This window comes from Paenibacillus terrae (assembly GCF_005217525.1).
Classification (GTDB): Bacteria; Bacillota; Bacilli; order Paenibacillales; family Paenibacillaceae; genus Paenibacillus; species Paenibacillus terrae_C.
In genome coordinates this window covers 314,523-334,207 of the sequence record NZ_PNXQ01000001.1, presented here as the reverse complement: position 1 = coordinate 334,207, position 19,685 = coordinate 314,523, and the positions used below count along the sequence as shown (strand labels likewise).

Genomic DNA, 19,685 nt, shown 5'->3' with positions numbered 1-19,685 from the left:
GTTTATTTTTATGTTATCCGAGCTTGTCTTTGGGCTGGCTAGTTCTGTACCTACCTTGTTTGTAGCTCGAATCATGGGCGGGGCGGGAGCCGCGCTGCTTACTCCTTCTATAATGGCGTATGTCGCTGACGTGACCTCATTTGAAGAAAGAGGCCAGGGAATGGGGATGATTAACGCGGCGATTAACACTGGGTTTATTATCGGACCAGGTATTGGTGGTTTGCTGGCCACATACGGCATACGTATTCCCTTTTTTGCAGCCGCAGGAGCTGCGGGGATAGCGGCTATCTTGTCTTTGCTAGTGCTCCCCGAATCCTTAAGCAAGGAAAAGCAACGGGATAATAGAGAGCTTCCACGGCAAAAGGAAAACCTTTTGCAGCAGTTTGCTAAGTCGTATCGTTCTCCTTATTTCATGGGATTGATCATTGTATTTGTGGTTGCTTTTGGGCTGGCTAACTTTGAAACGGTGTTCGGGTTGTTTGTAGATCATAAATATGGTTTTACGCCAGTGGATATTGCCATCATTATAACCACAGGTTCCATTCTGGGGGCAGTTGTCCAAGCGACTATATTTGGCTGGATTATTAATCGTTTTGGCGAGAAAAAGGTCATTCATATCTGTCTGGCAGTGGCTGGATTGTTCATTTTTCTGACACTGTTTGCTGAGCAGTACGCCATGATTATGTTGACGACTTTTATCATTTTTCTGGCCATGGACATTCTTCGTCCGGCCGTAAGCACATCCTTATCACGACAGGCCGGGGACGAGCAGGGATTCGTGGCTGGAATGAACTCATCTTATACAAGCTTGGGTAATGTGATCGGACCACTGATTGCAGGACTGCTGTTTGATGTTCATATTAACTTGCCTTATATGGTTGCAGCTATAGCGTTACTGGCTTGTCTCGTCCTTTCACTACGCTCCAAGCAAGCGGGTGAGCAACACCCAACAGCCCGTACGGCAGAATAGCCTAGAGGGTGATAGCCGCAGGTCTGTATGCACCCCCGACTTAGGTCTAGGTTCAAAAACCGTCTGGGGTCCGTTTTGGCGAACTCCGGATCAGCGTACAATAAGGACATAAGCAAGACACAGTGAAAGGCGGTGAGAGATGATGAGAGTTAACAAAGGCAATGGGTTGGCTATTGTACTGATTGTATTGGGTTCGATTATGCTGCTCGGTAAGTTTACTCCATTTTTCGGTTACTTTGTAGGACACTTGATCGGTTACTTAATCCCGATAGCGATGATCATGCTAGGTTACTACGGTGTGAAAAGAGGAAATGTGGTCTTCGGATGGATCGTGCTTGTAATCGGGGTACTGGTTTTACTCGGCAAGCTGTCATGGCTTTTGGGACCGCTGCTGGCAATTGGATTAATCATATTCGGTGTTTCAATGCTGAGTGACCGCAGAAGACGTTACTGAGATGGATGGATTCGCGGGTAATGTGGATTACAGAAACGAAGTATGAAGATATGAAAATACGAAATGTGAAAGGAGCAGACGCAAATGAGTGTGTTTCGTAGAATGCGTGATATTACCGTAGCGACCTTCAATGAGCATTTGGAACAAAGTCAAGAACCGATACAACTGATTGACCAGTTCTTGCATAACACCCGTGAGGATATTGCCGAAGCAGAAAAGCTTCATCAGCAATACGCAGTGCACACAAGGCAGATGAAGCAACAGTTGGATCACGCAGTGTCTATGCAGATTAAACGGGAGGAACAGGCGCTGCTGGCTTTAAAGGCTGATGAAGAACACATTGCAAAGCTGGCCCTTCAGGAAAAAATGCTGTATGCAGAAAAAGAAGAGCAGTATAGAGAGCTGTGGGAGCAGAGCCGTGAATCGCTACGGGAATTGGAGCATCAGCTTGATACCTTAAAAACGGAATATCAAACGGTAAACAGTAAGCGCCAGTATTATGCAGCACGTGTACAAACGTTGAGACTCCAGCAGCAGATGAACGAACGGGCAGGTACATACGGTGGACGGAATGTTCCCCGAATGTTCAACCGCTTGGAAGATCGGGTAGCCGATATGGAAGCAGAAACGTTGAGCTTGCGTGATTTGCGGCGGGGAGAAGGCGGCCACACGGAGGATGCCCATGGCTGCGGATCGCTGCTCGAACAAGAGTGGGCGAGACTGAAGAGCAAGCTGAACAACAGCGGGAAGGAGTAAGTTGATTATGACCCGAATTTACCGATCAAACCGGGATAGAGTATTAACAGGGGTATGCGGCGGTCTTTCTGACGCAACAGGGATGGACTCAACTTGGATTCGTATTCTGGTTATACTCAGTTTCTTTTTTACAGCAGGAACCACGTTTATGATTTATGTGATTGCGGCGCTGGTTATTTCCAAGGAGCCGAGATCCCCTTATGATGGAGGATTTGGTCCCAACAGCGGGCCTTACAATCAACAGGATTCACGCTATTATGGCGGGAACAGCACCGGTTCACAGTATGGACCGGGAACTGGTTACAATCAGGGCGGAGCATACGGTAATCCGAGCCAATCTTTTGGTCAAGATGCCCGTCATTCATCCAAATTTAATACAGGTCCTAACAGTGATCTGGATTCCATGATGGAAGATATCGAGAAAAAAGCAATGAAAAAAGAGTTGGCAGAGTTACGCAAAAAAGTAGAGCAATTCGAGAAGGGAGATCGTAAATAATGGGAATCTTTAAAAGAATGAAGGATATGACAAGAGCATCGGTGAATGAAGTGCTGGATAAAGTGGAAGACCCGATTATTATGCTAAACCAATATCTGCGCGATATGGAGGCGGAAATTCACGAGGCAGAAGTAACGGTTGCCAAGCAAATGGCAAATGAACGTCGCATGAAACAGCGCTTGGAGGAAGCAGTAAGAGTATCTAATGAGCGTGAACAACAAGCAGAATCCGCGTTGCGGAACGGTCAGGAGGAAGTAGCGCGCAAGCTGCTGGGTGAAAAGATCTATTTTACACAAAAACAAGATGAATACCGCGACCTGCACACGCAAGCCGAGCTTCAAGCCAAAGAATTGGTGCAACAGCTTCACGATATGAAGGATGAGTTCTACAAAATGCGCAACAAGCGCAATGAGCTGGTATCCCGCGCTCAAATGGCAAAAGCCAAAAAACAAATGTCACAAATCAACAGCTTGCACACGATTGAAAGCGGATCTGCTTCGCTGGGCTTTCACCGGATGGAAGAAAAAATTATGCAATTGGAAGCGGAAGCCGACGTGCTGCGTGCCCCTTACCGTCAAGCTCCGGGGGAAGCTTATATCAACCCGGCTGAGGCTGAAAAGCAGTTCAAAGTGGATGAGCAGCTTCAACAGCTCAAATCCAAAATTCAAACGGGTGCTAAACCAGTAGATATAAAGAAGGACTGACTACTCGAAAATAAGACATTATGATATGCTGTATGGAATGGACACTGGTCAATTATAGTGCTCAATCTGTATGGTTCGGAAAAGCCATATGGCGGAATGTCGCGCCACTATGGCTTTTCCTTCCTGTATAAATAAAGGGGGTGCAGCATGGAGAAAAGGAAATCAGTCTTGGCACTGGCAGTTATCGCAATCGGGATTATCATTTTATTCGGTCAGTGGATTGGCTTCCTCTCCGTGGTTGCACTGATCCTGATGTTGGCCGGAATATATAAGATTCGTAATTCCAAAATCAAAAAAGGCTATAGAATGCTCGCAATCGGGGCAGGGCTACTCGTGCTTGATCATTTATTCCTTTTTGTGCTAGTAACCATAGGGTCGCTAGCTGTATTTTATTCACGTTCAAGAAAGCTGCATAAGGGTCAAAGCTCGCTATTCAAGCACAATTTTATATCCAATCATAAATGGGACGAAGTGCCGTGGAGCTTGCGCAGCACAAGTATATGGCATGTGGTTGGGGATGTGGATGCTGATTTAACGTTGGCACTTCCCGAAGAACGTGAACCCGTTATATTTTTGCAGGGGATCTTCGGTGATATTGACATCACGCTACCGGATAATTACGGTGTAGAGGTGGAAATGTTCGTGTTGTTCGGGCAGATTCAATTTGACCGTGACCATGAGGCGGGTATGCTCAATCGTCTGGTTTGGAAGTCACCCAATTATGCGCAGAGTGAATATAAAGTGAAGTTTGTCATTTCGTATTTGGCGGGCGATGTACGCGTCCGATTTTATTGATCAGGAGGAGCCCGGATGAATCATAAAAAAACGTCCAACATGGTAACCCGCAGTATGGGTGAAGGTATCCTCCTGTGTGTTGTTGTGGGCGTAGTTGTTTTTTATATGCTGTATACATATGGATATGTGAAGTCGTTCCCAACCTGGGGAATGATATTGAAATTTGTGGGAGCCGTCGTCATGGTACTGATTGGCACTGGGGCAATATACGGTTTTTATGAGAGCTATCGCTTCAAAAGCAGGCTGGAAAAGCTGCGAGAGACGCTGCTGATGTGGGAAAAGGGAACCCCTGCTCGGGAGCTGCCGCCACTGGGTCATGATGAGTTGGGCAGGCTGGGCGAGCAACTGGAGCGAATCGGGCGCAAATGGCAGGAGCAGGTTACTTCTTTGCAACGCTTGTCCACCAACAATGCACAGCTGGCAGAGCAGGCCAGAGTGACCGCGATTGTCGAGGAAAGGCAGCGATTGGCGAGGGAGCTACATGATGCAGTGTCGCAGCAATTGTTCGCCATTTCGATGACGGCGACGGCTGTAGGGAGGACGCTGGATAAGGATTTTGATAAGGCGCAGCGTCAGGTTGCATTGATTGAAGAAATGTCCTCGGTGGCGCAATCCGAAATGAGGGCGTTGCTGCTTCATTTACGACCTGTCTATCTGGAAGGCAAGCGGCTGGAACAGGGATTGCGTGATTTGATACAGGAATTGCAGGCCAAGGTCCCCATGGAGATTGATTTTGAAATGGAGAGCGGAGTACAGTTGGTTAAAGGTATCGAGAATCATTTGTTTCGCATCGTTCAGGAAGCGATGTCCAACACGCTGCGTCATGCCAAAGCAAGTCGTATGGAGATTCGTATCGTGCAACGCCCGGATTCCGTTCGGTTAACGATTAGGGATAACGGAATTGGATTCGAGCTGGATGAGAAAAAGCAGACTTCGTATGGATTGTCCACGATGCAGGAGCGGGTCAGCGAGATTGGGGGAGCTATCCAGTATATAACGGCTCCGGGGAAAGGAACACGAATTGAGGTATCGGTGCCGGTTATAAATGATGAAGGCGGAAGGAACGATGATCATGGAAACGGAATTGCCGATTAGCGTACTGTTGGTAGACGACCATGAAATGGTGCGGATTGGTCTGGCGGCGGTGTTGGGCACGGAAGAAGGCATTGAAGTGGTAGGCGAGGCCGGGAGTGGAGAAGAAGGCATACGACTGGCTACGGAATACAAGCCGGACGTGATTTTAATGGATCTGGTTATGGACGGCATGGATGGAATCGAGACGACTCGCCAAGTGACACGCCTGCTTCCAGAGACGAAGGTCATCGTACTGACGAGTTATTTGGACGATGAGAAAATGTATCCAGTTATTGAAGCGGGCGCGTTCAGCTATCTGCTCAAAACCTCCCGCGCATCCGAGGTTGCGGATGCGATCCGTGCAGCGGCACGCGGACAATCCGTGCTGGAATCACAGGTTGCTTCCAAGATGATGAACCGATTTCGCCAGCCACAGGCTGAAGCGCCTGCGCATGCGGAACTGACGGATCGTGAAATGGAAGTGCTTCGGCTGTTAGCACAAGGTAAATCCAATCAGGATATTGCGGATGAGTTGATCATAGGGATTAAGACAGTGAAATTCCATGTCACCAATCTTCTCGCCAAGCTGGGAGTGGAGGACCGCACACAGGCGGCAATCTATGCCTACAAAAACGGATTAGCAGAGTAACGCGCAAAACGGACTGATACTATGAGATACAACAGAATGGTGCCATTTTGAATACAACGAACCGGAGACTTGTGGTAGCTCTCCGGTTTTTTTCGAACCTTAAAACGGTATTTAAATAAGTAGGAACAAAAAGGCGATTAAAGCCAAATCAAGCGCAAGTCCGGCCCCGTATCCATATCTGCCGCCATAGCCCAGTCCACCATTTCCAGCAAATCTACCTGTGTCATAGGGAGCTAGCGACTCCCGGGGACGCTTGATTGAGCTGCTTATTTTGGCAGAGGAGCGTGCTTTGTTTTTAGAGTTTCGTTTTTGCCTTTTGGAGGATATCTTCTTGGCTTCTTGTTTTCCCTTGTTATTAAAGTTTTCGGCATAGAGACTGTTAGAAAAGGGGGATGGATACCCGTTCAGCATTAGCTTGCCTTTGCCACACCCGCTGAGAATACCAACATGGCGTGTACCGTCATGAAGAACAGCACAGACCAGACGTCCACCGTGAGGTGCCACATTAGCTTCATTTACAGGATATATGGGAAACATGATTTCACCTCTTTCTGAAAAAGATACGTTGTGATCATAGTCTATTCTCACGGTGCCTATCATGTATGGTCGAACACCCAGCAGGTGAACGAATATTTTTAAAAGATGTGCTTTTGCTTCTTGCATGTATAAAACCTCTTGCAACGGGAAAGCTATTGATAGATTGATAGAATCCAAGCCAGCCGAAATAAACATCCAGAATGTGCCTGCAGGAATCGGATGCTTGTGGAGCGGGAGGAAACATGATGTTAAAAGCAAAGGTCATCCAAAAAGGGATTGTCGCTATCGCGGTATTCGGAACGTTGCTGTTACTGGTAGGCTGGCGTTACGGGGCGCTTCAAGCGACTGGATATGATTCCCTTAAGGCAGAAACAGACTTGCGCTCTGTATTGACCGTCTCGGATCAGGCTCCTGGTACACTGGATAAGCTGGTTGTGAAATGGCAAGGTGATTGGACTTCTTACGGTGATGATCCGGCTGCCATGGCGGCCCGGATAGCCGATCAACTGAATATTCCCGCCGTAAGCAAGGTTGAGGAAAATGGACATACGGTGTATCGGTCTGTTGGCAGAAGCGGAGAACTGAAAATCCGCTTAAACGTGATGGAGCAGCTAGCTGGTCAATGGTATACGGTCGTTCAACTGGAGAGTAGCAATGCAGGACGTGAGCAGTTAATCCGGCTGCATGAGCTTTGTGCTGAACAATTGGCGGCTGTGGGAGTACAAGCAGTATGGAATACGTCTATTCAGCATTCGCTGAAATCAAATGAGCCCGTGGACCAACTGATGAAGCTGACAGAGACACGTTTAGCAGGAAGCTTGTCCATGAAGGCAAAAGAAAGATATACAGACGCGACGACGGTGGCTGTATCCTATGAAGCACCGAAGCTGCCCCTGGCAGTTCAAAGTGGTGAGCATCAGGTACATATGCAGATGGCTGTGCATGAAGATGAGGAGCATCAGGATACTCGTATTACGATCGGTTTTCCGCTGATTACGATAGAATACTGACTTATAAGGTAAATTTATGATTCATCGGATAGCTTATCCATGCGGAATATGCTAAAATGTCATCAAATCTTCAGTTCCATGTTTGTCGAAAATCAAGTATGATCTTGTATAAATATACACAATACTACATGCAGATTTCGAGGGTTGTGGAAGCGGAATCTTGTCATGGGAAGAATGAGGTACTACATGGCTGACATAACTAATAATGAATCTGTTGTGGCGCAAGGCGCTGTGTTATTTATTTTTGGTGCTACGGGCGATTTGGCCCGCCGCAAGCTTTTTCCTGCGATCTACAGCTTGTACCGCGAAGGGAAGCTTGGTGAAGATTTTGCCGTTATTGGCGTAGCGAGACGCCCTCGCACAGAGGAAGAATTCCGTAATGACCTATACACTTCGATACAGGAGTTTAGCCGTTACAAGGCAGAGAACGATCAAGAATGGCAGGCATTTGCCGAGCATTTTGAATATAAATCACTGGATATCAACAATGTCGAAGGGTTTCACGAACTCAGACAGCAGACAGAGATCATAGAGACGAAATTCAGTATTCCGGGGAACCGTTTGTTCTATTTGGCTTTGGCCCCTGAACTGTTTGGAAGCGTATCGAAGAGCCTCAAAGAAGGCGGGATGATGGACGGCAAGGGCTGGAATCGTCTTGTCATTGAGAAGCCGTTCGGTTATAACCTGGAATCTGCGCAAGAGCTGAATGTTGAAATACGCGAAGTATTTGAAGAGGAAGAAATTTATCGGATTGACCACTATCTTGGTAAGGAAATGGTGCAAAATATCGAAGTGATCCGCTTCGCAAACGCCTTCTTTGAGCCGCTATGGAATAACAAGCATATTTCCAATGTGCAAATTACGCTTAGTGAAACCGTGGGCGTAGAGGAACGCGGAGGTTATTACGATCATTCCGGCGCTCTGCGGGATATGGGACAAAACCACATGCTGCAAATGCTGACGATGATTGCAATGGAACCACCGAGTCGATTGCTCCCTGAGGATATCCGTGATGAAAAGGTAAAAGTGCTGCGTTCGCTGCGTCCTTTTGAATCCGCAGAGGATGTGCTGACTAATGTGGTACGCGGTCAATACACAGAGGGAAGCTATCGCGGTCAGCAGTTGCCGGGGTATCGTGAAGAGGACAAGGTTGATCCACAGTCGAGCACAGAGACTTATTTTGCTTCACGCGTATTTGTGGATAATTTCCGTTGGGCAGGGGTTCCTTTCTACATTCGTACCGGCAAACGTCTTCCTGTAAAGACAACCGAAATCGTTGTGGAATTTAAGAGTATGCCTACGAACGTATATTTGGGTCAAAAGCATAAGCTGGAACCGAACTTGCTCGTGATCCGAGTGAATCCGATGGAGGGTATTTACATCAAGATTAATGCCAAGAAGCCGGGTTCGGAATCGGATATTGAGCCGCTGGCTATGGATTTCTGCCAAAGCTGTATGGTCGGCATCAACTCACCGGAGGCTTATGAACGGTTGTTGATGGACGCGATTGAGGGGGACTCTACGTACTTTACGCGTTGGGATGAGGTTGCGACAGCATGGAGATTCGTGGATCGGATCGCCAAAGCATGGCAACAAGCCCCTGATACGCTGGAAACCTATGCTGCAGGCTCATGGGGACCGGAAGGCGCTCATAAGCTGCTGGAGCAAGATGGCTTCAAATGGTGGCCGGTCAGCGGCCAGGATGAAGACAATGTCATCTGGCGGGTAGGCGGTACTCAGTAATCCTGATAATTGTTCAGCATCCCCCTACGTCCTGTTCAGGATGTAAGGGGATGCTTTGCGTTCGGAGTATGCTATAATAACTTAGTCTCAGGTTTTCAGTTTGCAACTGATTATACGTTAAAGGCAGGCTAAAACATGTAAATAGATCGTATTTATAATGAATATGGTAACGGAGTACGCCGAATACTGGATCTAACGGTAATGAAACCGCTAGCACCGATGAATTTACGTTAATAGGCGTGCATCATGGCCTTTTTATGAATAGCTTGAGCAGGAACGCAATGGATTTGATCATGAAGGGATATGTGAAATGAGTAAAACACTGGATATTCTTCAACAGGAAGTCGACAAACGGCGCACGTTTGCGATTATTTCTCACCCGGATGCGGGGAAAACGACACTGACGGAGAAGCTGCTGCTGTTCGGGGGCGCGATTCGTCTTGCCGGTTCAGTTAAAGCGCGTAAGGCAAGCAAGCACGCCACGAGTGACTGGATGGAAATTGAAAAGCAGCGGGGGATTTCGGTCACATCCTCCGTTATGCAATTTGATTACAATGGGCACCGTATTAATATTCTGGACACCCCAGGTCACCAGGATTTTAGCGAAGACACTTATCGTACATTAACAGCAGCGGATAGCGCAGTCATGCTGATTGATGTAGCCAAAGGTGTGGAAGCGCAAACGATTAAGCTGTTTCAGGTTTGTGCCAAGCGTGGCATTCCGATTTTCACCTTCATTAACAAGCTGGACCGTGAGGGACGCAGTCCTTTTGATCTGATGGAGGAGCTGGAGCAGGTGCTCGGCATCCGTTCGGTGCCTATGAACTGGCCAATTGGTACAGGACGTGAGCTGTGCGGTGTCTATGACCGTGTCAAAAATCAGGTCGAGCTGTTTCAGGGAGATGACCATTCCACGATCAAGGTACAAAAAGTGGAGGATTACAATGATCCAATCATTCGCGAAATGGCGGGTGAATATTTGCATGACCAATTGTGTCAGGATCTGGAGTTACTCGATGTTGCGGGCGACCCTTTTGACATGGAGAAAGTACAGCGCGGGGAATTAACGCCTGTATTCTTCGGTAGTGCGATTAATAACTTTGGAGTTCAAACGTTTTTGGAAAACTTTCTTCAGCTTGCTCCCAAGCCGGAGCCGCGTCGCAGTACAGCGGGGGAAATCGAACCGACGAACGAGAAATTTACTGGCTATGTATTTAAAATTCAAGCAAATATGAACCCGGCTCACCGTGACCGTATCGCATTCCTGCGTATTGTGTCTGGTAAGTTCCAACGGGGGATGAGTGTTAAGCATGTACGGATGGGCAAGGAGATTAAGTTGTCCCAACCACAGCAGTTTCTCGCGCAGGACCGCGATATTGTCGAGGAAGCTTTCCCGGGCGATATTATCGGCTTGTTTGATCCGGGTATTTTCCGTATTGGGGATTCACTTAGTCAAGGAGGAGAGGTTGTATTTGATGAGTTGCCGACCTTCTCGCCTGAGATTTTTGCCAAGGTAACGGTGAAGAATGCCTTGAAGCACAAGCAATATCTAAAGGGTATTGATCAGTTGACCGAGGAAGGTATGATCCAGGTATTCCGTACGGTAAGCTTTGACGATACGCTGCTGGGCGTTGTCGGTCAACTGCAATTTGAAGTATTTGAGTACCGCATGAAGGGTGAATATGGAGTTGATGTACAGCTTCAGCGTATGCCATTCCAATTTGCACGCTGGATTGTGGATGATCAGATTGATCCAAGCAAATTCCGTATTAACTCTACGTTGGTAAAGGACAAGAAGGGCAATTATGTTGCCTTGTTCGAAAATGAGTATGCGATGCGGACCGCTATAGAGAAAAATCCTACAGCCAAGTTTTTGGAGATGGCTCCATAAGGATTTGGATTTGATAAGCAAGGACGGGAATGAAAACTGTTATTTGATCTGTACAACGAATAGTCCACTCGGTGTTACGGCGAGTGGACTATTCTCGTATACGGGCAGTAGGATGAAGCAGGGATGAACAAAAGTTTGGAAATAAGACTCAGGTTAGCGGGACGGGCTTGATTTTATCAAGCTGCTCATGTGCCAGGTGGACAAACTCTTGTTGCTGGGTCTGGTTCATGTGCTTCCATGCCACCTCAAGAATGACACCCAATCCGGGCAAAGCGGCTTCTGGTCCATCTACTGACCCGATAATCATATCGGTAAGATCAGCTTCTGATTTGCCGTGAACTTTGTGAACAATGGCTTGTCGTAAATCCAGTGTAATGGGCATGTGTACCTCCCGTATTTGTAATTGTTGTCGGGTGTATTATGGCTTGGGCTGCTGCCCGGTATACATGAAGAAGCAATTGGCATAAGTATGCCAAATTTATGTTTTTGGCGGGTTATGCTATACTATGACGGACAGTATGGTGATCGGGAGGTAAGGAAGGAATGGCTAAGAAGCAGTATGCGGTAATTGGCATGGGGCGTTTCGGCTCCAGTGTTGCCACTGCATTGAGCGAAATGGGCTTTGATGTGCTGGCGATTGATTCGGACGAACAGCGCACACAGGAAATGTCGAATATTGTGACCCACGCGGTATCTGCCGATTCAACGGATGAGGAAGCGCTGCGAGCGCTCGGTATTCGCAATTTTGATGTCATCGTGGTGGCGATTGGCGAAGATATACAGGCAAGTATATTGACGACATTAATCCTCAAGGATATGGGGGTGCCAGCTCTGATCGTAAAAGCGCAAAATGAATTACACGGGAAAGTGCTGCAAAAGATAGGCGCGGATAAGGTGGTTTATCCTGAGCGGGACATGGGGCTGCGAGTAGCCCATCATTTGACGTCCCCGAATATTCTGGATTATATCGAGCTGTCCAAGGATTATAGTATTTTGGAGATGAAAGCCGCAGATTCCATGGTAGGAAAAAATCTGAAGGAACTTGATATACGCGCTCGTTTTGGCTGTAATGTGATGGCGATTCGCCGAGATCAGGAAATGAATATCTCCCCTTATGCTGAAGATCGGCTGGAGACGGGGGATGTACTTGTTATTGTAGGCCACAAGGATGATTTAACCAAGCTAGAGCTGGCTTTTGCAGTGTGATGGTAAATCATTTATTTATAAAGGAACGGACGGATAACGAATGGAAATCATTTCACCGAACAATACACGTGTAAAGGAATGGGCACAACTGCTGGAAAAAAAGCATCGCACCCGGCAGCATAAATATATCGTCGAGGGCATTCATCTGGTGCAGGAAGCATTGCGTTCGAACGCGGTTGTCGAAAGCGTTGCCTATGATTTGGACAAGGGCATTCCTGCCGAGCTGAATGGCCTGGACCAAGCAGACCAGCCGGTGGAATGGGTTCCCGTGTCGGCGGCGGTCATTGCCAAATGCACCGATACGAAGACACCGCAGTCCGTCTTTGCTATCGTGCGCAAGGAGGAGCGCGACGCATTCCCGGCGTTGCTGGAGCAGCCGGATGCGCTGGTGATGGTGCTGGACGGGGTACAGGACCCCGGCAATGTAGGCACCATCATCCGTAGTGCGGACGCCGCCGGAGCCGCAGGCGTCATTCTGGGTCATGGCTGCGCCGACCTGTACAACCCGAAGACGATCCGCTCTACGATGGGATCGCTTTTTCACCTGCCCGTGATTGAGGGCAGTTTGGAGGAGCTTTTGCCACAGGCCAAAAGCAAAGGTGCCCGACTGATCAGCACTTCGCTGGACGCAAGCCTGTCATGCTATGCCGTTAATTTGCGTGTTTCCGCTTGGCTCGTCATTGGGAACGAGGGACAGGGTATTTCTGCATCCACCGCACGTATGGTTGATGAATCGGTGTTCATTCCGATGCAGGGACAGGCGGAATCGCTGAACGCAGCGATGGCCTCCACGGTGCTGCTGTTTGAGGCAATGAGGCAGCGAATTTATATAATTCACAAAGATTAAAACCTAATCAACAGGCGATCAATCGTTTCCATCGGTTGCTTAATGATTCGCTTCATAAACTGGCTGACTTGAAGCTTAATCTTATAAACGTAGTGGATCGCTCCAAACAACTTGGCGCCTTCATGTTTGCCGTACGTTGGCACTTGGCGTTGCTTTCCGCGTGGAAACCAGTTGTATCGAAGCGCTTGATAGGAACGAATCATGGATTCGTCTTCAAACAGCAGATGGTCGATCTCTTCAGCTTCCACCTGCTTTTTGAGTTGTGCTATGGTATGCTTGACTGGGGCAAGAGTTTGCCTGTTATGCGAACCTGAAAGCTACGCATGACGTACAGGTCTATTTTGCTGATCCCTTACCCTTCCTGGCAACGCGGATCAAATGAAAATGCCAATGGCTACTTCGAGAGTTCATTCCCAAGGGTACAGATTTCGCACAATTCACAGATGAAGCATTGGAGCGTTCCCTGGATTTAATCAACCATCGTCCACGAAAATGCTTGGGTTGGAAAACTGCTCACGAATCGTATACAGAGGAACTGTCGCACTTGTTTTGACAATCCATCAATAAAAAACGTACCATTACTTAACAGCAGAGAAGTATGCAAAGGAACCTTCAACACCACTATAAAAGTGGAACTGGAGGTTCCTTTTTATCAGTCTGGCTTTACTATTAAAGCGGACAAGGATTGAGAGGAAAACGTATAAGAACGTGACATTTCCGGTGTAGATGTTATATAGATGGGGTCGTTCTCAATCTTTTTTATATAAAAGTATTGAAAACATTGACATGAATTGCGTTCCAACATTAGGAATGGATATTCATTCCTAATTGATTTGGAAATTGAATTTCAATATATGGTTTTTTAGGTTTAAAATCTAAAATTTATCAAGTTGTGTCCCGAAATTGTAAGCGCTACAATTAGAGATGGGAATAAACAATTAGTTTGGAATCAGAATCCAAAGGAGGGTAATGATGTTTTTTATATGGGAGGAACTCAGGAAGCGGGGCCCTACATATTTTTAGCCTCTTCGCTACTCGAAATGGGTAAATAGACTGCGATTTTATGGAGAATAATGGTCAAGTAGATCTGTGAATGGGAGGCTTTCTTTTGAAAAAGCTAGGGATGGTATGTAAAATCGTTCTAATTCTTGCTTTCTTATTGCCAGTAACACCGGTTTTTCAACAACGTATTGATGCATGGACAGGTATGCCTATGGGCAAACTCCATGTCAAGGGCAATCAATTGGTGAATAACAGCGGACAACCTGTTGTTTTGAGCGGTTGGCATCAGCCGTCGGGTGCATACTGGACTTATCAAAACAGTAATTATTATCTTAAATTGAATGGTAACAATCGTCATGCGGCGACTTTGGCGTATTTGAAGGATATCACCGACACCTTTACAGACACCAGACCGAAGTATGGAAGCAGCCACGGCTGGAATATGAATCAGATTCGATTGTTTATTGACCGTGAAGATATGGGAGATGTGGCCGCAGGGTCATACAACTTCGCCGGTTTACAGGCAGCTACGCAAAATGTTATTATTCCGTATATCAATTATGCAAAAACAAAGGGCATTTATGTTACCATTGGTCTTGATTTTACTCTGGCTAAAGACGAGGCTACAACACAATCCAATTTGGACAAATTCAATCAAATCTGGGGTTATCTTGCCTCACAGTCGGCTATCAAAAGCGCGGATAACGTCATGTTCGAACTGATCAATGAACCAATTAAGTCGTATGCGAACGGACATTGGGGAGGCTATGCCGGCGAGAATGATTTTCTTGACCATTGGAATGACCTGAGAAGATTTCAAAACTCTATTATTTCCACGATTCGAAGCAAAGGTGCGGATAATGTCATCTGGGCTGCAGGGCTTGGATACAACCAATTTTACAGCCTGACGGCAAAACATCCGCTGACAGATCCCTTGAACAACTACGGCTATGCTGTTCACTGGTATCCAGGCTACGGAGCTTATGACAACAAAGACATTCTGCAATCACAATGGAATTCCAACATTAAGGCGGCAGCTCAAGCCTATCCAATAAATATGACAGAATTTACCTGGTTCAAAACACAGCCCGGTGATTCAGAGTACTGGAATTTGTTTAACGGCTCCAATGACGGATTTGGGAAAAACACTAAGTCCATTTTTACAGCAGCCGGAAATGTCAGCATGACCGCACACATGAATGGCTTTCTGCTGGAGCCTGGAACAAGGAGCTCGTTCGCGGACCCAACTGCTGGGTTAAAATGGGATGGCAATGCTAGCCGTCAGGCAATGGCCCGCTTCTTGTTCGATTGGTACTATGAGCGTGCACAGGCTTATCCGAGAGCTACGCTACAGAACAGTGAATCAGCAACGGCTGATGCCCCAACTGATACATCCATTGATGAAACGACTGATATACCCACTGATGAAACGACTGATGCCCCAACTGAGGCACCTACTAATGCACTATCGGAATGATATTAAAATAACCTCAGCTATTGACAGCCTGTCCAATTGGATAGGCTGTCGCATTAGTATAAATCTTAGTATGGCGTTCTTTCCATACGAAAGAGACTAATTTTATCATTTGGAGCAATAAGTGGGGCAGTGACCCACAGGAGGTTTATCTCTGTTCTGCAAAACAACGGAAGATAAATTTCCTGAATTGCTGACCCGCATCAGAGATGTACCGTCCTTTAATCCAGTTCAATCCCATGGTTCCTTCGCATTTTGGGTTTGTGATACGAAGATAATGCACCGAAGGCAACGTAATAAATTTGACAGGTTCCCAAATCTTTGTTAGAGTTTCATCAAATACGTATAACCTTTTCATGGGATGTTACCGTTAGGGCATAACCTGAACCGGCTTGTTTACACTACGCGTGTATCTGGGCCAGTTTGGGTTTTTTTATTTCATTTAACCCTTTCGGATCTCCCCATCACACATTTGGAAGGAGAACGTTTATGTCCAGCTTTGTTTTTCCGAAAGACTTTTTATGGGGTGGTGCTCTTGCTGCCAATCAGGCCGAGGGTGCTTATCTGGAAGACGGCAAAGGATTGAGTCTGGTGGATCTGTTGCCGACTGGAGAGAAGAGAAGAAGTATCATGCAGGGGAATGTTCCCTCGCTTACTCCGCTGGAAGGCGAATTTTATCCTTCCCACGAAGCGATTGATTTTTACCATCGCTATCGCGAGGATATTGCGTTATTCGCAGAAATGGGTTTCAAGGCGCTACGTGTTTCCATTGCATGGGCCCGTATTTTTCCAACGGGAGAAGACGCCACGCCGAATGAAGCCGGGCTACAATTTTACGATGATCTGTTCGACGAATTGCTTAAACATGGCATCCAGCCAGTGGTTACCCTCGCTCATTTTGATGTACCGGTAAATCTGATTGATAAATATGGAAGCTGGCGAAGCCGAAAACTGGTAGCTTTATTTGAAACATATGCCAAAACAGTATTCGCCCGTTACAAGGATAAAGTGAAATACTGGATGACGTTCAACGAAATTAACATGCTGCTCCATTTGCCGTTTATTGGAGCCGGGCTTGTTTTCCAGGAAGGTGAAAACGTCAAACAAATTCAGTACCAGGCTGCACATCACCAGCTTGTTGCAAGTGCACTGGCTGTAAAAGCGTGCCACGAGATCATTCCAGATGCCAAAATTGGCTGTATGCTGGCTGCCGGCAGCTTCTATCCGTATACGTGCAATCCCGAAGATGTTTATCAAGGAATGGAAAAAGACCGCGAGTCCTACTTCTTCATCGATGTGCAGTCACGCGGTGAATATCCAGGTTATGCGAAGCGCTTCTTCAAGGATCATGGACTCTCCATCGAGATGGAACCGGACGACGCGGATATTTTGAAGCATCATACCGTTGACTATATCGGATTCAGTTATTATTCTAGCCGGACGACCAGCACAGACCCAGAAGTTGTCAAAAACATGACGAGCGGCAATGTGTTTGGCTCCGTATCCAACCCGTATCTGGACAAGTCCGATTGGGGCTGGACGATTGATCCGAAGGGGTTCCGTATCACGGCAAACCAATTGCACGACCGCTACCAAAAGCCTCTGTTTGTGGTGGAAAACGGCTTTGGTGCCAACGACGTGGTTTCTCCTGAAGGAGAAGTCAACGACGATTACCGGATCGACTATTTGAAGCGGCATATTGCGGAAATGGGCGAGGCCCTTCAGGATGGGGTTGAGATTATCGGTTATACGAGTTGGGGTCCTATTGACATCGTCAGCGCTTCCTCTGGAGAGATGAAAAAACGCTACGGCTATATTTATGTGGATCGGGACAACGAAGGCAACGGCTCGCTGAACCGGATTAAAAAGAAAAGCTTCCACTGGTACAAAAATGTAATTCATTCTGATGGCGAGAATCTGGGCGAGTAAGAATCTCATAAGAAATAGATCGGACATCCCGATTGTAAAGGGGATTTCCGGTCTATGTTTCTTGATTGAAAGCGTTGACAATCTCTCGTCTTCGGGCTATACTTGACGCAATTCCATCATTTTTAGGATTGTTACTGCATAGGCAGGCAAAACCTAAGCCAGCAATAAGCGGATTTTACAGTCTTGTTTATTTGTTGAGCTTCGGTTTTTTTTGTTTGCCATAAACAGGATGGAACAGGAGTGGCTCTTGCTGGCATATGGGGGGATTTAGATGAAAATAGCAAAGGTCATCAACAACAATGTAATCAGCGTCTACCAGACGGACGGTACAGAACTCGTCGTGATGGGCCGCGGGGTTGCTTTTAAGAAGAAGCCCGGAGATAAAGTAGACGAAACCAGAATTCAGAAAGTATTTGCCCTGAAAAACAAGCAGACTTCCGACAACTTCAAAATGCTGTTGCGTGAGGTTCCGCTAGATCTGATTGTGATTGTGGAAGAGATCATTAATGATGCCAAGCACAATTTAAACAAAAAGCTGAACGAAAATATTTATGTTTCCTTGACTGACCACATCAATTTCGCCGTTGAAAGATACCAGGAAGGATTGGAGATCAAAAACGCGCTATTGTGGGAAGTCAAGCAGTTGTACAAAGAAGAATTTGCGATCGGTCTGAAAACGCTGGAACAAATTAAACAAAAACTCGATATTGAACTGCCTGTGGACGAAGCGGCTTTTATCGCGATTCACATCGTGAATGCCGAAATGAACGAGGAAGTTATCACCACAATGAGTATTACAAAATTTATGCAGCAAATTATTAATATAGCGAAATATCATTTTAAGGTCGATTTTGACGAGGACTCTCTGAGTTATTTCCGCTTTATTACGCATCTGAAATTTTTTGCCCAGCGTGTGTTTAAGGGGAATCACTACGAAAACAACTACGATCATTTGTATGACATGATCAAGGAAAAGCACAGAGACGCGGCTGCTTGCACGGAGAAAATCGGAGCTTTTGTGGAAAAAGAATACAACCACGAATTGACGAACGAAGAAAAGCTGTATCTGACTGTGCATATTGAGCGGGTGGTTAACAGATAAGCTGGACGTTTCCTGGAAACAGGATAGAGAATATATGACTAAATATTTTTATTGACAGATATGGTTGATTAATTATATTATGAGAACAACAGGAATTTAATAAGTTTTAACTGGGATTGTTACTGGTTATGCAGGCAAAACCTAAGTCATGAAAAATTGCGGGACAAAAAGCGCCCACCATTTTTCAAGGCTTAGGTTTTTTGTGCGCCTAAATACGTAAAATGCCCATTAGAACATGGAGGTGTCTAGCATGAGTTATGAAAAATTGGCTAAGGAAATCGTTCAGCTGGTAGGCGGTGAAAAAAATGTGGTATCACTCGTTCACTGCGCCACCCGCTTGCGTTTTGTGCTAAAGGACGAGGCGAAAGCGGACAAAGAAAAACTGGAAAAAACCGATGGGATCATCACGGTTAAGCAGAGCGGTGGTCAGTTCCAGGTCGTAGTCGGCAACAAAGTACCAGAGGTATATAATGCAATCGGCAAAGTATCCAACATTTTGAATGAAACTGGAAAAGAAGATCATCCAGCTAAGGGAAACAAAGGATTTGGCGCCGTAATCGACGTAATTTCCAGCATTTTTGCACCTTTGCTTGGAGTTATGGCGGGGTCCGGTATTCTGAAAGGTCTGCTGCTGATTGCGAGCAACCTCGGCTGGTTGCTACCGAAAGACACTACCTATATGATTTTGTATGCTGGGGCCGACAGCTTGTTTTATTTCCTTCCTCTCTTGTTGGCGGTTACAACGGCACGGAAATTCGGAGGTAATATCTTCGTTGCCCTGACCATTGCCGGAGGATTGCTTTACCCGTCCATCGTCACGTTGAAGACAGAAGGTACACCTACTGACTTTTTCGGTATTCCAATTGTCATGATGAGTTATTCGTCTACGGTTATTCCCATTATTATTGCTATCATTGTCATGAGCAAGCTGGAAAAATGGTGTAACCGGTTAATCCATGAAAGCGTCAAAAATTTTATTACGCCATTAATCCTGCTCGTGATTATGCTTCCTCTGACTTTGATCGTGTTTGGTCCATTCGGGGTCT

18 protein-coding genes and 3 pseudogenes are annotated in these 19,685 nt (G+C 46.4%); 18 read left to right on the top strand and 3 right to left on the bottom strand.

What is annotated here, in order from left to right:
- The 8 genes and pseudogenes from C1I60_RS01600 to C1I60_RS01565 all read left to right on the top strand — a co-directional run.
- Positions 1-970 (top strand): annotated as a pseudogene (locus C1I60_RS01600) (MFS transporter); the annotation flags it as partial.
- A 142-nt stretch (positions 971-1,112) separates the two neighbouring features.
- Entirely contained in the window at positions 1,113-1,424 is a 312-nt protein-coding gene (locus C1I60_RS01595; RefSeq protein ID WP_137060197.1) for a LiaF transmembrane domain-containing protein, read from the top strand.
- A gap of 84 nt (positions 1,425-1,508) precedes the next feature.
- A complete protein-coding gene (locus C1I60_RS01590) occupies positions 1,509-2,180 on the top strand; it encodes a PspA/IM30 family protein (protein ID WP_137060196.1) in 672 nt (223 codons plus the stop codon).
- Between the two features lie 7 nt (positions 2,181-2,187).
- A complete protein-coding gene (locus C1I60_RS01585; protein WP_137060195.1) occupies positions 2,188-2,676 on the top strand; it encodes a PspC domain-containing protein in 489 nt (162 codons plus the stop codon).
- A complete protein-coding gene (locus C1I60_RS01580; protein WP_137060194.1) occupies positions 2,676-3,380 on the top strand; it encodes a PspA/IM30 family protein in 705 nt (234 codons plus the stop codon). The genes C1I60_RS01585 and C1I60_RS01580 overlap by 1 nt, the downstream gene beginning before the upstream one ends.
- 147 nt (positions 3,381-3,527) lie before the next feature.
- On the top strand, positions 3,528-4,175 hold the full coding sequence (liaF, locus tag C1I60_RS01575) for a cell wall-active antibiotics response protein LiaF (RefSeq protein WP_137060193.1): 648 nt from the start codon (positions 3,528-3,530) through the stop codon (positions 4,173-4,175).
- A gap of 15 nt (positions 4,176-4,190) precedes the next feature.
- Positions 4,191-5,270, top strand: a complete 1,080-nt coding sequence (locus C1I60_RS01570) for a sensor histidine kinase (RefSeq protein WP_137060192.1) — start codon at positions 4,191-4,193, stop codon at positions 5,268-5,270.
- Positions 5,248-5,898: a response regulator gene (locus C1I60_RS01565; RefSeq protein ID WP_044648538.1), complete on the top strand. Its 651-nt coding sequence runs from the start codon at positions 5,248-5,250 to the stop codon at positions 5,896-5,898. The genes C1I60_RS01570 and C1I60_RS01565 overlap by 23 nt, the downstream gene beginning before the upstream one ends.
- A 111-nt stretch (positions 5,899-6,009) precedes the next feature.
- On the opposite strand, the gene C1I60_RS01560 is transcribed toward C1I60_RS01565, so the two are convergent.
- A complete protein-coding gene (locus C1I60_RS01560) occupies positions 6,010-6,561 on the bottom strand; it encodes a hypothetical protein (RefSeq protein ID WP_252361508.1) in 552 nt (183 codons plus the stop codon).
- 119 nt (positions 6,562-6,680) lie between these two features.
- Here C1I60_RS01560 and C1I60_RS01555 point away from each other — a divergent pair, with 119 nt between their 5' ends.
- The 3 genes from C1I60_RS01555 to C1I60_RS01545 all read left to right on the top strand — a co-directional run bounded on the left by C1I60_RS01555 (position 6,681) and on the right by C1I60_RS01545 (position 11,079).
- A complete protein-coding gene (locus C1I60_RS01555; protein ID WP_137060191.1) occupies positions 6,681-7,445 on the top strand; it encodes a YwmB family TATA-box binding protein in 765 nt (254 codons plus the stop codon).
- Positions 7,446-7,631: 186 nt separating this feature from the next.
- Complete coding sequence (gene zwf / locus C1I60_RS01550) at positions 7,632-9,188, top strand: glucose-6-phosphate dehydrogenase (protein ID WP_137060190.1); 1,557 nt, start codon at positions 7,632-7,634, stop codon at positions 9,186-9,188.
- Between the two features lie 310 nt (positions 9,189-9,498).
- Positions 9,499-11,079 carry a peptide chain release factor 3 gene (locus C1I60_RS01545; RefSeq protein ID WP_014277971.1) on the top strand — a complete coding sequence of 527 codons (1,581 nt, stop codon included), beginning with the start codon at positions 9,499-9,501 and terminating at the stop codon, positions 11,077-11,079.
- Positions 11,080-11,227: 148 nt separating this feature from the next.
- On the opposite strand, the gene C1I60_RS01540 is transcribed toward C1I60_RS01545, so the two are convergent.
- Complete coding sequence (locus C1I60_RS01540; protein ID WP_044648543.1) at positions 11,228-11,461, bottom strand: small acid-soluble spore protein SspI; 234 nt, start codon at positions 11,459-11,461, stop codon at positions 11,228-11,230.
- Between the two features lie 158 nt (positions 11,462-11,619).
- Here C1I60_RS01540 and C1I60_RS01535 point away from each other — a divergent pair.
- A pseudogene (locus C1I60_RS01535) lies at positions 11,620-12,285 on the top strand (potassium channel family protein); the annotation flags it as partial.
- Between the two features lie 40 nt (positions 12,286-12,325).
- Positions 12,326-13,132, top strand: coding sequence for a TrmH family RNA methyltransferase (locus C1I60_RS01530; protein ID WP_137060188.1), 807 nt, complete (start codon positions 12,326-12,328; stop codon positions 13,130-13,132).
- Here C1I60_RS01530 and C1I60_RS01525 read toward each other — a convergent pair.
- Complete coding sequence (locus tag C1I60_RS01525) at positions 13,129-13,380, bottom strand: hypothetical protein (RefSeq protein ID WP_137060187.1); 252 nt, start codon at positions 13,378-13,380, stop codon at positions 13,129-13,131. The genes C1I60_RS01530 and C1I60_RS01525 overlap by 4 nt on opposite strands.
- Before the next feature lie 35 nt (positions 13,381-13,415).
- On the opposite strand from C1I60_RS01525, the pseudogene C1I60_RS25075 reads away from it, so the two are divergent.
- From C1I60_RS25075 to C1I60_RS01500, 5 genes and pseudogenes are all read left to right on the top strand, one after another.
- A pseudogene (locus C1I60_RS25075) lies at positions 13,416-13,685 on the top strand (IS30 family transposase); the annotation flags it as partial.
- Between the two features lie 555 nt (positions 13,686-14,240).
- The gene (locus C1I60_RS01515; protein WP_137060186.1) at positions 14,241-15,611 is read left to right on the top strand and encodes a cellulase family glycosylhydrolase; all 1,371 of its coding nucleotides are present in this window, start codon (positions 14,241-14,243) and stop codon (positions 15,609-15,611) included.
- A 486-nt stretch (positions 15,612-16,097) separates the two neighbouring features.
- On the top strand, positions 16,098-17,537 hold the full coding sequence (locus C1I60_RS01510; protein ID WP_137060185.1) for a 6-phospho-beta-glucosidase: 1,440 nt from the start codon (positions 16,098-16,100) through the stop codon (positions 17,535-17,537).
- Positions 17,538-17,808: 271 nt separating this feature from the next.
- A complete protein-coding gene (gene licT / locus C1I60_RS01505) occupies positions 17,809-18,639 on the top strand; it encodes a BglG family transcription antiterminator LicT (protein ID WP_137060184.1) in 831 nt (276 codons plus the stop codon).
- 250 nt (positions 18,640-18,889) lie between these two features.
- The coding region (locus C1I60_RS01500; RefSeq protein WP_434784362.1) for a PTS transporter subunit EIIC at positions 18,890-19,685 on the top strand (796 nt) is incomplete at its 3' end.

Coding starts and splice junctions, on each gene's coding strand:
- C1I60_RS01595 (WP_137060197.1), top strand. CDS start 1,113: ATGAGAGTTAACAAAGGCAATGGGTTGGCTATTGTACTGATTGTATTG.
- C1I60_RS01590 (WP_137060196.1), top strand. CDS start 1,509: ATGAGTGTGTTTCGTAGAATGCGTGATATTACCGTAGCGACCTTCAAT.
- C1I60_RS01585 (WP_137060195.1), top strand. CDS start 2,188: ATGACCCGAATTTACCGATCAAACCGGGATAGAGTATTAACAGGGGTA.
- C1I60_RS01580 (WP_137060194.1), top strand. CDS start 2,676: ATGGGAATCTTTAAAAGAATGAAGGATATGACAAGAGCATCGGTGAAT.
- liaF (WP_137060193.1), top strand. CDS start 3,528: ATGGAGAAAAGGAAATCAGTCTTGGCACTGGCAGTTATCGCAATCGGG.
- C1I60_RS01570 (WP_137060192.1), top strand. CDS start 4,191: ATGAATCATAAAAAAACGTCCAACATGGTAACCCGCAGTATGGGTGAA.
- C1I60_RS01565 (WP_044648538.1), top strand. CDS start 5,248: ATGGAAACGGAATTGCCGATTAGCGTACTGTTGGTAGACGACCATGAA.
- C1I60_RS01560 (WP_252361508.1), bottom strand. CDS start 6,561: ATGCAAGAAGCAAAAGCACATCTTTTAAAAATATTCGTTCACCTGCTG.
- C1I60_RS01555 (WP_137060191.1), top strand. CDS start 6,681: ATGTTAAAAGCAAAGGTCATCCAAAAAGGGATTGTCGCTATCGCGGTA.
- zwf (WP_137060190.1), top strand. CDS start 7,632: ATGGCTGACATAACTAATAATGAATCTGTTGTGGCGCAAGGCGCTGTG.
- C1I60_RS01545 (WP_014277971.1), top strand. CDS start 9,499: ATGAGTAAAACACTGGATATTCTTCAACAGGAAGTCGACAAACGGCGC.
- C1I60_RS01540 (WP_044648543.1), bottom strand. CDS start 11,461: ATGCCCATTACACTGGATTTACGACAAGCCATTGTTCACAAAGTTCAC.
- C1I60_RS01530 (WP_137060188.1), top strand. CDS start 12,326: ATGGAAATCATTTCACCGAACAATACACGTGTAAAGGAATGGGCACAA.
- C1I60_RS01510 (WP_137060185.1), top strand. CDS start 16,098: ATGTCCAGCTTTGTTTTTCCGAAAGACTTTTTATGGGGTGGTGCTCTT.
- licT (WP_137060184.1), top strand. CDS start 17,809: ATGAAAATAGCAAAGGTCATCAACAACAATGTAATCAGCGTCTACCAG.